This window comes from Rossellomorea sp. y25 (genome assembly GCF_038049935.1).
Classification (GTDB): domain Bacteria; phylum Bacillota; class Bacilli; order Bacillales; family Bacillaceae_B; genus Rossellomorea.
Map to the genome: position 1 here is coordinate 3298674 of NZ_CP145886.1, position 12621 is coordinate 3311294.

A 12621-nucleotide genomic window follows, 5' to 3' on the forward strand; every position below is an offset into this window, starting at 1 on the left:
TCTTTTACTCTTCTGTTCCGAACTGAGTGACAAAGCGCGTGTCGTTTGTGTAGAAATGACGGATATCATCGATTCCGTATTTCAGCATGGCAATACGTTCAGGTCCCATTCCGAATGCGAATCCTGTATATTTCTTTGAATCAAACCCTGCCATTTCGAGTACGTTCGGGTGAACCATTCCTGCTCCAAGAATTTCGATCCATCCAGTTCCTTTACATACACGACAGCCTTTTCCACCACAGATTTTACATGAGATATCCATTTCGACTGAAGGCTCTGTAAACGGGAAGAAGCTTGGGCGCAAGCGGATTTCCCGGTCTTCGCCGAACATTTTCTTCGCAAACACATTTAGCGTTCCTTTCAAGTCACTCATGCGGATGTCTTCATCGATGACGAGTCCCTCGATTTGAGTGAATTGATGTGAGTGTGTTGCGTCATCTGTATCACGACGATACACTTTCCCTGGACAAATAATTTTAATTGGTCCTTTGCCTTTGGCCAGTTCCATCGTTCTTGCTTGCACCGGAGAAGTGTGAGTACGCAGAAGGGTTTCTTCCGTAATATAGAAGGAATCCTGCATGTCCCGGGCCGGGTGTCCCTTAGGAAGGTTCAGTGCTTCAAAATTATAATAATCCTTTTCCACTTCCGGTCCTTCAGCAACGGTATAGCCCATTCCGATAAATAAATCTTCAATTTCTTCCACAATCATCGTGAGCGGATGATGATTTCCCTTTTTAACAGGGCGCCCCGGTAATGTAACATCGATCGTTTCAGATTGAAGCTTCTTTTCAACCGCTTCTTTTTCAAGAATGGCCTGCTTCGCTTCAAGTGTTTCTGTAATGGCTCCACGAACTTCATTCGCAAGGGCCCCCATTTTTGGACGTTCTTCCGCTGAAAGTTTTCCCATTCCTTTTAAGGCTTCAGTTACGGGTCCTTTTTTACCCAGATAAGCTACACGGATATTGTTCAGTTCTTTTAAGTCCTGTGCTTCGTTCACTTTTTCGATTGCTTCTTGTTGAAGGGATCGTAATTTGTCCTCCATATATACTTCCTCCTTTAATGTATATCGTCCGAATGATCCTACTGGATTGGTTTAAAAACAAATAAAAAAACCCCATCCCAAAAAGGGACGAGGTTTATATCGCGGTACCACCCTTATAAGTATATCCCATGGTTATTTTGCTTTCGCAAAAAGCCTTATAGGCAGACATACTCACTTCATTCGGATAACGGCTTTGCCGGAGCATCTTTACATTCATCAAATGAATGGTCCCGATGCCAACTCGAGAGGTGAAATCTTCACATCATGCTTTCTTAAGAATGCTTACAGTCCAGGGCATCCTCTCCCTTGAAGAAGGTCATGTGCTACTTTCCTCTTTCAACGTTTTTTAAGTTATATGTGCATTATTATAGTGAATTTCCAGGCAAATTTCAAACCTTTTCAAGAAATTCACTGCCCATTTTTAAAATAGTATAATAAAACACCCGCAGCGATCGCTACATTTAATGATTCACACTTTCCGTAGATAGGAATGTAAAGGTTTTGATCGGTCTCCCTTAAGAGCTCCTTCGACATGCCATTTCCTTCATTTCCTACGATGAGGGCATAAGAAGATTGTGGCTTTATCTTGGTATACTCCACACCATTTTCAAGAGCCGTCCCATAAACGGGAATGCCGCGCTCTTTCAGTGCTGAAATGGTTTCAGGCAGTTCTTTTCTGACGATAGGAATATGAAAGTGACTTCCTTGTGCAGAGCGTAATACCTTAGGATTATAAGGATCAACTGTCCCCTTTCCCAACACGATCATATCAATGCCAGCTGCATCAGCTGTTCGAATGATCGTCCCGATATTCCCCGGATCTTGAAGTCCGTCTAAGAGCATGAGGGCTTGTGCTTTCTCAATGTCATGCTCATCTTCTTTTTGCTTACATACGGCGAAAACTCCTTGTGGTGTCTCGGTATCGGTCAAAGCTTTACCGACCTCTTCTGATACCATCGTCATGGTAACTGAGTCTACTGTCCATTTCTGCGGCAGATCAATTCCTTCCACAAGGATGAGTTCAAGAACAGTATCTTCTTGCTTTAATGCTTCTTCCACCAGGTGAAAGCCTTCAACTATGTATGTGCGAGTAAGGTCTCGTTCTTTTTTGGTTAATAATTTCTTCCACTGCTTCACAACAGGATTTTTCGAGGATTGAATATACTTCAATCGTATCCGCTCCTTTAGGTTACTATTCAAGGTCTCATTATACCTTAACTTTCCTACATAATAAATTCAATTTGAGACAAGATAACAATGAATTCCTCAACAATCAAAAAGGAGAAATGTGTGATGAATCTTAACTTACGAAAAGCAATCATACACAACGTATCTGGCAACAACCAGGACGAACTGAGAGACACCATCGTCGATGCAATCCAAGGCGGAGAAGAAAAAACCCTCCCTGGACTGGGTGTACTCCTTGAAGTCTTCTGGCAAAACGCAGATCCCCAGGAACAAAAAATGGTCCTCGAAACATTAGAGGAATCATTGCAACAGCAACAAACACAGTAAGAACAAGGGCGACCCTTTCTAGGGGTTGCCCTTGTTTTTTCCTTCCCCATTATAAATTTTTCTCCAGTTTTGTTTTAGTATTACTCTTTCAGTGGTAATGAAAACATACAAAGGTAAACGGAAGGGGAAACGAATGTATGAACCAAAAGAAAAGCGCATTATTGATCATCGATATGATTAATACTTTTGATTTCCATGGTGGAGAGAAGTTATACGAAAACACTCTGGAGATTGTAGATAATATCCGCGGACTCAAGAGGAAAGCGAAGGATTCGGGCATTCCGGTCATTTATGTGAATGATAACTACGGTCTATGGCAGGACAATATGAATGACATCATCGAGCACTGCAAAATGAAAAAAGGAGAAACCGTTATCGACAGACTTCACCCTGATACAGATGACTATTTTATCATCAAACCGAAGCATTCGTGTTTTTTTGGGACGCAACTTGATATCCTGCTTCACCAGCTGGATGTAGAACATCTGATTTTAACAGGAATTGCAGGGGATATCTGTGTGCTTTATACCGCCAATGATGCCTATATGAGGGAGTATGAAATATCGATACCGAAGGATTGCATGGCCTCAGAAACAGACGAGGACAATGAGAGTGCCATTCGCATTATCAAAAAGACAATCGATGCTGACATGACCTTATCGGAGCAAATGACTTTTTAATGGCAGATCTACTTTTTTCATAAACAAGAGACCCTAATCGAATAGGGTCTCTTCATTTCAATCAATCAAATGTAATCTTCGCCACTGTATCTTTATCTAACTTCTTGATAACTTCTGTAATCAGTTTAACCGCGTTCTCATAATCATCGCGATGCAACATTGCTGCATGGGAATGAATATAGCGGGTCGCAATGGTAATCGATAAAGCAGGAACTCCGTTTGCCGTTAAATGAATCGCACCTGAATCTGTACCACCACCAGCAATGGCATCAAATTGATAAGGAATGTTATGCTCATCCGCTGTATTTGTTACAAAGTCACGAAGTCCTTTGTGTGAAACCATGGATGCATCATAAAGGATGATTTGAGGGCCTTCACCCATTTTACTCGATGCTTCTTTATCAGAAACACCAGGTGTATCTCCTGCAATTCCAACATCTACACCAAATGCAATGTCAGGCTGGATCTTAGATGCTGACGTTCTCGCTCCACGCAGGCCGACTTCTTCCTGCACTGTTCCTACACCATATACCACGTTTGGATGCTCTTGACCTTTCAGGTTTTTCAGTACATCAATGGCAATCGCGCATCCTATGCGGTTATCCCAGGCTTTCGCAAGAAGCATTTTTTCATTGTTCATCACCGTAAATTCGAAATGAGGGACAACCATATCCCCTGGCTTCACTCCCCACTCCTGTACCTCTTCACGGCTTGAAGCACCGATATCAATAAACATATCTTTAATATCAACAGGCTTTTTACGAGCTTCCGGAGGCAGGATATGTGGTGGTTTCGAGCCAATTATACCCGTTACTTCTCCTTTACCCGTCACAATCGTCACACGCTGGGCAAGCATGACTTGTGACCACCAGCCGCCTACTGTTTGAAAACGCAGGAACCCTTTGCTGTCGATTTGAGTGATCATGAATCCAACTTCATCAAGATGACCGGCCACCATGATTTTAGGTCCGTTCTCATCTCCGACTTTTTTAGCAATCAAGCTTCCAAGGTTATCTGTTGTCATTTCATCTGCAAATGGCTCTATGTATCGCTTCATTACGTTTCGTACTTCTCTTTCATTTCCCGGCACACCTTTTGCATCAGTTAAATCCTTGAGCATTGTCAATGTTTCATCTAATTTCGCCACTGTTTCGACCCCCTAAATGTTTATACACTCTCATTATACTAAAACCTGTCCGATTCATCAAAATTTCCTGAATCTTCTTTACTATCCAGCAGCAGATGTCACGGATCAATATCCTTCTTTTTGACGATTATAATTCACTTCATTCTTCTTTACATAAGCATCAAATACCTCTTCATGAGAGAACCCTAACAGCTCACCCAAATACACATAATGCCTGAACAATTGTTGAAAATGCCCAACGGAACGCTCTTCAGCAAAATGATTGGCCGCTTTGAATACTTCCAGGAATTGTTTCGTGACATCTTCATTTCCGTAATTGGTTTCCCCTAAATCAAATTGCTGGATGCCGATTTCAAGTCCCAGTGATAGGATGAAATGGATTCCATCTACAAATTCTTCAAGGATCACTTCCTTTGATGAAGATGATTTCTTACTCCAAAACTTAAAGCTTCTTGTTTCATTTGCCAGTTCCCCAACTTCTACAAGCAGGGCAAGGATTTTCTTTTCAATTAAATCTGCGTTTTGCAATCCGTGTTCTTCTTCAATATGCTGATCCAGCTTCTCCTGCATATCCAATAACTTTTCAATATTCATGACGTTTTCTCCCCTCATGATGCCTATTATATTTCTGATGTTCTCTCTTAGTATGACAAATTTTCAAATAAATTTTAAATAAAATGAAACCTTTTTCTGTTTTTATCGTAAATATTAGGAGAAGACTTATGCCTAGGGAGGTAATGGTAATGCTTTGGCTTATTCGGTTAGTGATTTTTTTCATTATTCTTTATCTATTATACCGCAGTGTGAAATACATTATGGACCCAAAGCGAAAGCTGGAACTTGCCCAGGAGCAGAAACGTTTTTACTTTCTCGATGATCAGGAAAATGTACGTAAGAATTTCCACGTGACGTATAAAGGAGTTCTATTTGAAGGAGAAAAGTATTTAGGGGCAACAGAAAAATCCTTCGAGGTGGTTTCCATCTTTGTTTGGTCAAAAAACATCTCTTCTTTAAAGGGATTGACTCAAGAAGATTTTCAATACCTTCAAAATGAAATTAAAGAAAGATACCCTAACGCAAAGCTGGATTGGAAAAGTCCGATCCGTGAATTCCTTCAAAGAAAGCAGTAAAAAAAACGGCTGGCCAGCCGTTTTTTATTTACCCGGAAAGAACTCTCTCCATTCAATCACTCTTACTTTTTCTCTTAGAAGATAAAATAGGACGATGAGTGCCAGGAAAATCATAACGAGAATAGGAGGGGAAAATTGTTTGATGTATTGACCGAAAACCGTGTAAAAAAACGCCAGGGGAATATTGGAAATAACAGAGGCCCGGATGAAAGGTTTAAGCTTTTTCTTGCGTTCAAGTAAACAAAGGTTCAACAACTGATAATGGACAAAAGGAATTAACCGCAGTATAGCAATTTGACCGGTTGTGAGAGTAGCATTCCTTCCAAACCATTTTTCCTTCAGTCTCAGAAGCTTTTCATAGAAAGATGTAAAGCTCTTTATAACAAAGTAAAAAGTAATGGATAAGAGCGTCAATCCGATTAATGAATACAGAGTGCCGAATATGCTTCCGAATAGCACTCCTCCCGCCATACATACAAGGGCTACCGGGATAAACAAAAATTGCCTCAGGATATGAAACAAGATAAACAGAACAGGAGCCATATATCCACTAGCTTCCATGAGGGCGAATGCAGCAACTAACCGTTCGTCCATGGCTAAGGTGACCTCCTTCTGCTTTTCTAAGCTGTTATAGACACTCTCTATATAGTATGTAATGAAGACGGGTTAAAGAATGAAAATTTTTCTATCTACAATTTAGTATTCAGCCAGATAAAAAGCAGACTATGAAGCATGACGAGCAGCGGAAACCCGAAAGCGAATACTTTATGTTTCGTTTTATGTCTGTATACCTTCATCCCCATATAGGCGCCGATGCTGCCTCCCAGAATCGCGACCTGCCACAATGTATTCTCTTTTATGCGGTATTCATTTCGCTGAGCTTTTCTTTTATCTCTGCCCATGATGATAAAACCGATGATATTGATGACAATGGCATATAGATATAAGATACCTGTTAATGTACCCATGATTTCTACCTGCTTTCCAATGAGATTTATATAAGAAAGGACCGGCCAGGGGCCAGTCCTTTTTGTCTGCTAACTTGTCAGCAGTTTATTATTTGTTTAGTTGAGCTTTAGCAGCGTCAGCTAATTGGTTGAATGCTTTTTCGTCAGAAATCGCAAGCTCAGCAAGCATTTTGCGGTTTACTTCGATACCAGCAAGCTTTAATCCGTGCATTAAACGGCTGTAAGAAAGACCGTTCATACGTGCAGCCGCATTGATACGTGTGATCCATAGTTTACGGAAATCACGTTTCTTTTGGCGACGGTCACGATAAGCATACATGTATGATTTCATGACTTGTTGATTTGCTACTTTATATAAAGTGTGTTTTGAACCGAAATAACCTTTGGCTAATTTAAGAACTTTTTTACGACGTCTGCGTGTTACTGTTCCGCCTTTTACGCGTGGCATAATAATTCCCTCCTGTTTCTATTACTCTTATTTTAGGTTGTCAAGCATATGACGAATGCGTTTGAAATCTCCTTTAGAGACAACAGCCGCTTTACGTAGCTTACGCTTTGCTTTAGTAGATTTGTTTGCGAATAAATGGCTTGTGTAAGCGTGTGAACGTTTAAGTTTACCAGAACCTGTTTTCTTGAAACGCTTAGCTGAGCCGCGGTGAGTTTTCATTTTTGGCATGATGCTTTTCCTCCTCGGGTCCTTTATTTTTCGTTAACTGGTGCAAGCACCAAGAACATACTGCGACCATCCATTTTCGGTTTTGATTCAACGGTTGCTACATCTTTACACTCATCACTGAAGCGATCCAGAACACGTTGACCAATTTCTTTGTGCGTAATCGCACGACCTTTAAATCGGATTGACGCTTTAACTTTGTCTCCTTTTTCAAGGAACTTACGAGCGTTACGAAGCTTAGTGTTGAAATCATGCTCATCAATCGTCGGGCTTAAACGAACCTCTTTAAGATTGATGATCTTCTGATTCTTACGTGCTTCTTTTTCTTTCTTCTGTTGTTCAAACTTAAACTTACCGTAGTCCATGATACGAGCAACGGGCGGTTTTGCATTTGGAGCAACAAGAACAAGATCAAGATTTACACGTTCAGCGATTTCAAGAGCTTCATTCTTGGTTTTAATCCCAAGTTGCTCACCGTTTTGATCGATAAGACGTACTTCACGGGCACGAATCGTTTCGTTTAAGATCATGTCTTTGCTAATAATTAGCCACCTCCAAGGTTTATTAAAAGAATACACGGCTTTGGTCGACGCACTCGGACCTTTTTCTGCATGCTTGAAGCAAACAAAAAAAGATGCGAGTGTCGAAACACCCGCACCTGATTATTAAGCATATATAAATGGCTTTAATAGTCAATCACATACCTGGAAACAACTTTAGAAAGCGTTATTCAGGTGAGAAGCGGGTAGCCTCTACTTGTACCAAACTGTATTCAATTCACCTTAGATACTATATCACATGACAAAACCGCTGTCAAATAATCATTTAATATCACAACGTATTTCATAATATCAGACATCTAAGGAGAGTGCAACAGTTTTTTTGAATTTTATATGGGAGGGACGGACCTTGATGCAAGGTCCGTCCCTCTTCCTCATTTTATCGTTTTGCTTCTTTTGTGATGTCTCCGATAAACTCTTCAAGGGAGATTGTTTCTGATTTCTGCTCTCCGTATTTACGGACGTTGACAGCCGTTTCCTTGATTTCATTGTCTCCCACTACAAGCATGTAAGGGACTTTACTCATCTGTGCTTCACGGATTTTGTAGCCGATCTTTTCATTACGATCGTCAATCTCGACACGTAATCCTTCAGCTTGAAGCTTTTCTTTCACTTCTTTCGCATAGTCAAAGTGAACATCCGGAGAAACCGGGATTACCTGAACCTGCGTTGGAGCGAGCCATGTCGGGAATGCTCCTTTGTATTCTTCAATCAGGAATGCCACGAAGCGTTCCATTGTGGATACGACACCACGGTGAATGACTACCGGACGGTGCTGCTTCCCGTCTTCCCCTACATATGTTAAGTCAAAGCGCTCCGGAAGCAGGAAATCCAGTTGAACCGTTGATAGAGTTTCTTCCTTACCAAGGGCTGTTTTCACTTGAACGTCCAGTTTAGGGCCGTAGAATGCCGCTTCCCCTTCAGCTTCAAAGTACTCAACGTCGAGTTCATCCATGGCTTCCTTGATCATCCCTTGTGCACGGTTCCACATCTCATCATCATCGAAGTACTTCTCAGTATCCTCAGGGTCACGATAAGACAGGCGGAAGGAATAGTCCTTCAGATCAAAGTCTTTGTACACTTCCTGAACCAGGCGTACGACACGCTTGAATTCTTCCTTGATTTGATCGGGACGGACAAAGATATGAGCATCGTTCAGAGTCATTCCACGTACACGTTGAAGTCCTGATAGTGCTCCTGATAATTCGTAACGGTGCATCAGACCAAGCTCGGCGATACGGATCGGAAGCTCACGATAGCTGTGAATGCCGTTTTTGTAAATCATCATATGATGAGGGCAGTTCATTGGACGGAGAACAAGGTCTTCGTTATCCATTTCCATAACCGGGAACATGTTTTCCTGATAGTGATCCCAGTGACCGCTTGTTTTATAAAGTTCAACACTTCCCATGACAGGAGTGTACACGTGATCATAGCCTAAGCGCTCTTCTTTATCCACGATATAGCGCTCGATGATGCGACGGATCGTTGCACCTTTAGGCAGCCACATCGGCAGACCTTGTCCCACTTTTTGTGAGTTCATGAATAGGTTTAATTCTTTTCCGATTTTACGGTGATCACGCTCTTTCGCTTCTTCTAAAAGACGCAGATGCTCTTCCAGGTCTTCTTTCTTGAAAAAGGCAGTACCGTAAATTCGTTGAAGCATTTTGTTATCGCTGTTCCCGCGCCAGTATGCCCCGGCGATGCTCAACAGCTTAAACTCTTTAATTTTATTAGTGGACGGAATGTGGATCCCACGACATAGATCGAAGAATTCACCTTGCTCGTAAATCGAGACTTGCTCGCCCTCTGGAATCGCTTCAAGTAATTCAAGCTTATACTCGTCACCGATTTCTTCATACATTTTCTGAGCTTCGTCGCGACTGACTTCTTTACGAACCACCTCTAAGTTTTCACCAGTGATCTTCTTCATTTCTTTCTCGATCAATGGCAGGTCCTCTGGTGTAAACGTGTGCTCGGAATCAATATCATAATAAAACCCGCCTTCGATGACCGGTCCGATTCCGAGCTTTGTCTCAGGGTATAAACGTTTAATCGCCTGAGCCATTAAATGAGCTGTACTGTGACGAAGAATTTCCAGAGCATCTTCTCCTGGAGGTGTAACGATTTCTATCGCCCCATCCTCTTGGATCCCTGTACGCAAGTCGATTAATACATTATTTATTTTACCAGCGAGCGCCTTCTTTTTCAGTCCGGGACTGATGGACGCAGCAATCTCTTCTGTTGTCGTCCCTTTAGGAAACTCCTTTACATTTCCATCAGGGAACTGAATTTTCACTACTTCTGACATGTAATTTCACTCCTTAAATAATCTCTATAAAACATAAAAAACCCCGCCCCTTCACGTTTGAAGGGACGAGGTTAATAAGTAAACTCGTGGTTCCACCCAACTTCTCATTGTGCCCAAAATACAGACAATGACTTCATTGAAAACGAATAACGACATTTAGCCGTCAATCATTACTGTGAATCCGTCAAGATTCAGTTCATAATTGAAGTTCCGAGGTGGTAAATATCACTACCGAATTAGGAAGCTTGCAGCCGGGAGACTTCCCTCTCTGTGAATGGAATAGGAATATTCTTGTCCTCATCATAACCTTTATTTATTGACTTATTATGTAGGTATTATAATCGGTTATGTTTTGAAAAGCAAGCCTATTCATTCGCGATATCCCACGAAGGATACAGAAGCGTGTCAGGAAAATAACTCAACGGCAGGAGATCGATCCGTTCTTCGAAAATGTTCTGAAGCGTCCTGATCAATTGATGGTCACCATTTCCATAGACGAGTATCTTTTCCGGGGCAATGGATAATAACGGAGCAATGGTGTACGAATCAACATATAAGGGATGATTCGTCAATAATCGTTTATCAATCGCCTTTGTCAGTTCCTGGCGTGTCAGCTCTTTCATGTCTTCATCAAAGAAACGATAGCCGTAACCCGTCGAGTACAGATGGATCGTGCGCATTTTCTGCTCCCTCGATGCTAGATACTCCCGCAGCATATGAACAAACATTTGATATTCCTGCTCCATCTTATATTCATCTATAGCAAGATCCACCATGAGGAGGAGTCTCTCCTGAAGGTTCTTCAGCCTGAACTTGCTAAAAGAGTCGAATGATATGGGAGTCTTTCCTTCCAACAATAGCTCCAGGCTGTCATGGACGTATTTGACCTCGTCCCATTCACCAATCAGCTCCATCAATTCAGGTCGTTCACCCATCCTCATCTCTGATACGACTTCTAATATTTGATTGATTTCATCAACATCTTCATAGAAATAATTTTCTTTCAGGGCTGATTCGGACCAGTCCATGCATTTATCATTTAAGACAAAGTGTGAAACCCCATTGAATAGCTTTTCTCTTTCCTTGAAGAAGGGGGAAACCTCTATCGTCAGATTATAGTGAGTTGTATGTTGAAAAAGCGTTTCATGAAACCATGATTGGATGAACTCTTTATTGAGGTATTCTTGAAGCTTTACCGCATCACTTTTTTGCTTAAAAATAAATTCAATCAAACTTTCTCGCCTCCTTAAACCCAATTCCCTGATTTATATATATGGGAGGCTTGTATCATTTAGAAGTTGATGAGGGAATTTAATTGACTCTTTTCTTCACTATGTAGTTATGGACACCATGAACATGCGTTCGCTTCCGTGCACGATGAGTGAATCCGGCCGTTTCTTTCAATAATCCGGACGTTTCTCTCGGAAATCCGGACGTTTCTCTCGGAAATCCAGCCGTTTCTTTCGGAAATCCGGCCGTTTCTTTCGGAAATCCGGCCGTTTCTCTCGATAATCCAGCCGAAAACCTCCATAATCCAGCCGTTTTGCAATAATTGTAAAAAAATCACATCAAAATGTCCAATGTCTACACCTAAATTTACACACATAAAAAAGAGAGGAAATCGCATCGCATGTAATTTCCTCTCTTTCAATCTATTCTCTTCTATTCCTTCCATCAATCAACACAGGCTGGGATAGATATTTAATCCGCTCCATGATCCTTGCCGCCTTCAGCTTTTCTTCTTCTCCTCTTTGGCTGTATGTCAAATGATGAGTCAGCTCGCTGAAGTTGAAGTTGGAGGTGAAGAATGTAGGCAGGTTCTCAAGCATTCTGTACTGGAGGATCGTCCCCAAGATCTCATCTCTCCCCCAGCTAGACATCGTTTCTGCGCCGATGTCATCGAGCATGAGTATCGGGGCTGATTTTACCATCTCAAGCTTTTCATTCACCGTATTATCACCGAGTGATTGTTTGATCTCCCTGAAGAACTCGGGAACATACACGATAAGAGAACCGATTTTTTTCTCGGCGAGTTCATTGGCCATGGCCCCTAACAAATAGGACTTGCCGACCCCGAACTTCCCGTAAAAATAGAGTCCTTTCATTTTCGTGCCCTCTGTATAGGTCTCCACGAAATTCTTTGCAAGCCGCACTGCTTCCAGACGGCTTTTCGAATCAAGGTCAAGGGTTGAGAAAGATGCTTGTAAAATATCCTTCGGTACATACAGGCTTTTGATTAGACGCTGGGCGCTCGTCCTTTCATCGTGGATGACTTTTCGAGGGCAGCGATGATAATCAATGTCGATTGTGTTGCCCCTGATCACTAAGTGGGGATCATACCCCTCCATCATATTCTTACACTCCTGTAAAGAAGGGCAATAACGGCATTCCTTACTTTGAGAAATGTATTCATATAACTTCATAAGGCTCTCATTCACCATTTCCCCTGTAACACGGTCTTCATTCCTGCGAATAAAATCCTTCACATCATTGTTTTCAAGAATCTCTTTTTTCATTTGCTCATATCTTTGTTGAAACGAACCAGAAGCCGCCAACCTTTTCAGGGTGTTGTTTATTCTTTCCACCGCTATGTTC

General features: G+C 41.7%; 15 protein-coding genes and 1 other annotated feature. Of the genes, 3 read left to right on the forward strand and 12 right to left on the reverse strand.

The window, feature by feature from the left end; translation table 11 throughout:
• Positions 1-4: 4 nt before the first annotated feature.
• Together pheS and AAEM60_RS16780 are read right to left on the reverse strand one after the other, a co-directional pair.
• The gene (gene pheS / locus AAEM60_RS16775; RefSeq protein WP_113969564.1) at positions 5-1042 is read right to left on the reverse strand and encodes a phenylalanine--tRNA ligase subunit alpha; all 1038 of its coding nucleotides are present in this window, start codon (positions 1040-1042) and stop codon (positions 5-7) included.
• 408 nt (positions 1043-1450) lie between these two features.
• Positions 1451-2212, reverse strand: coding sequence for an RNA methyltransferase (locus tag AAEM60_RS16780; protein ID WP_299738914.1), 762 nt, complete (start codon positions 2210-2212; stop codon positions 1451-1453).
• 123 nt (positions 2213-2335) lie between these two features.
• Between AAEM60_RS16780 and sspI the strand changes: the two genes are divergently transcribed.
• A complete protein-coding gene (gene sspI, locus AAEM60_RS16785; RefSeq protein ID WP_113969566.1) occupies positions 2336-2557 on the forward strand; it encodes a small acid-soluble spore protein SspI in 222 nt (73 codons plus the stop codon).
• A 137-nt stretch (positions 2558-2694) separates the two neighbouring features.
• On the forward strand, positions 2695-3237 hold the full coding sequence (locus AAEM60_RS16790; protein WP_299738921.1) for an isochorismatase family cysteine hydrolase: 543 nt from the start codon (positions 2695-2697) through the stop codon (positions 3235-3237).
• A 61-nt stretch (positions 3238-3298) separates the two neighbouring features.
• Here AAEM60_RS16790 and AAEM60_RS16795 read toward each other — a convergent pair whose 3' ends face one another.
• Both AAEM60_RS16795 and AAEM60_RS16800 read right to left on the reverse strand, forming a co-directional pair.
• Positions 3299-4384, reverse strand: a complete 1086-nt coding sequence (locus AAEM60_RS16795; protein ID WP_299738924.1) for a M42 family metallopeptidase — start codon at positions 4382-4384, stop codon at positions 3299-3301.
• 105 nt (positions 4385-4489) lie between these two features.
• The gene (locus tag AAEM60_RS16800) at positions 4490-4978 is read right to left on the reverse strand and encodes a dUTP diphosphatase (protein ID WP_341356698.1); all 489 of its coding nucleotides are present in this window, start codon (positions 4976-4978) and stop codon (positions 4490-4492) included.
• A 149-nt stretch (positions 4979-5127) separates the two neighbouring features.
• Here AAEM60_RS16800 and AAEM60_RS16805 point away from each other — a divergent pair, with 149 nt between their 5' ends.
• The gene (locus AAEM60_RS16805) at positions 5128-5514 is read left to right on the forward strand and encodes a sigma-w pathway protein ysdB (RefSeq protein ID WP_299738929.1); all 387 of its coding nucleotides are present in this window, start codon (positions 5128-5130) and stop codon (positions 5512-5514) included.
• 24 nt (positions 5515-5538) lie between these two features.
• Here the strand turns inward: AAEM60_RS16805 and AAEM60_RS16810 are convergent, their stop codons facing one another.
• From AAEM60_RS16810 to dnaI, 8 genes are all read right to left on the reverse strand, one after another.
• A complete protein-coding gene (locus tag AAEM60_RS16810; protein WP_299738930.1) occupies positions 5539-6108 on the reverse strand; it encodes a VTT domain-containing protein in 570 nt (189 codons plus the stop codon).
• Between the two features lie 95 nt (positions 6109-6203).
• The gene (locus AAEM60_RS16815) at positions 6204-6482 is read right to left on the reverse strand and encodes a DUF1294 domain-containing protein (protein ID WP_299738932.1); all 279 of its coding nucleotides are present in this window, start codon (positions 6480-6482) and stop codon (positions 6204-6206) included.
• A gap of 88 nt (positions 6483-6570) precedes the next feature.
• Positions 6571-6930, reverse strand: coding sequence for a 50S ribosomal protein L20 (rplT, locus tag AAEM60_RS16820; RefSeq protein WP_034757014.1), 360 nt, complete (start codon positions 6928-6930; stop codon positions 6571-6573).
• A 27-nt stretch (positions 6931-6957) separates the two neighbouring features.
• Positions 6958-7158 carry a 50S ribosomal protein L35 gene (gene rpmI, locus AAEM60_RS16825; RefSeq protein ID WP_032087387.1) on the reverse strand — a complete coding sequence of 67 codons (201 nt, stop codon included), beginning with the start codon at positions 7156-7158 and terminating at the stop codon, positions 6958-6960.
• A gap of 23 nt (positions 7159-7181) precedes the next feature.
• Positions 7182-7685 carry a translation initiation factor IF-3 gene (gene infC, locus AAEM60_RS16830; RefSeq protein WP_044340447.1) on the reverse strand — a complete coding sequence of 168 codons (504 nt, stop codon included), beginning with the start codon at positions 7683-7685 and terminating at the stop codon, positions 7182-7184.
• Positions 7686-7777: 92 nt separating this feature from the next.
• Positions 7778-7919: a sequence feature (ribosomal protein L20 leader region), on the reverse strand.
• Between the two features lie 175 nt (positions 7920-8094).
• On the reverse strand, positions 8095-10026 hold the full coding sequence (gene thrS / locus AAEM60_RS16835) for a threonine--tRNA ligase (protein ID WP_299738943.1): 1932 nt from the start codon (positions 10024-10026) through the stop codon (positions 8095-8097).
• Between the two features lie 365 nt (positions 10027-10391).
• Complete coding sequence (locus tag AAEM60_RS16840; protein ID WP_299738945.1) at positions 10392-11258, reverse strand: putative sporulation protein YtxC; 867 nt, start codon at positions 11256-11258, stop codon at positions 10392-10394.
• 420 nt (positions 11259-11678) lie between these two features.
• A complete protein-coding gene (gene dnaI / locus AAEM60_RS16845) occupies positions 11679-12611 on the reverse strand; it encodes a primosomal protein DnaI (RefSeq protein WP_299738949.1) in 933 nt (310 codons plus the stop codon).
• Positions 12612-12621: the final 10 nt, after the last annotated feature.

Excerpts from the sequence above, each read along its gene's own strand:
- sspI (WP_113969566.1), top strand. The coding sequence starts at position 2,336 with ATGAATCTTAACTTACGAAAAGCAATCATACACAACGTATCTGGCAAC.
- AAEM60_RS16790 (WP_299738921.1), top strand. The coding sequence starts at position 2,695 with ATGAACCAAAAGAAAAGCGCATTATTGATCATCGATATGATTAATACT.
- AAEM60_RS16805 (WP_299738929.1), top strand. The coding sequence starts at position 5,128 with ATGCTTTGGCTTATTCGGTTAGTGATTTTTTTCATTATTCTTTATCTA.
- AAEM60_RS16800 (WP_341356698.1), bottom strand. The coding sequence starts at position 4,978 with ATGAATATTGAAAAGTTATTGGATATGCAGGAGAAGCTGGATCAGCAT.
- infC (WP_044340447.1), bottom strand. The coding sequence starts at position 7,685 with ATGATCTTAAACGAAACGATTCGTGCCCGTGAAGTACGTCTTATCGAT.
- thrS (WP_299738943.1), bottom strand. The coding sequence starts at position 10,026 with ATGTCAGAAGTAGTGAAAATTCAGTTCCCTGATGGAAATGTAAAGGAG.
- rpmI (WP_032087387.1), bottom strand. The coding sequence starts at position 7,158 with ATGCCAAAAATGAAAACTCACCGCGGCTCAGCTAAGCGTTTCAAGAAA.
- AAEM60_RS16815 (WP_299738932.1), bottom strand. The coding sequence starts at position 6,482 with ATGGGTACATTAACAGGTATCTTATATCTATATGCCATTGTCATCAAT.
- pheS (WP_113969564.1), bottom strand. The coding sequence starts at position 1,042 with ATGGAGGACAAATTACGATCCCTTCAACAAGAAGCAATCGAAAAAGTG.
- rplT (WP_034757014.1), bottom strand. The coding sequence starts at position 6,930 with ATGCCACGCGTAAAAGGCGGAACAGTAACACGCAGACGTCGTAAAAAA.
- AAEM60_RS16810 (WP_299738930.1), bottom strand. The coding sequence starts at position 6,108 with ATGGACGAACGGTTAGTTGCTGCATTCGCCCTCATGGAAGCTAGTGGA.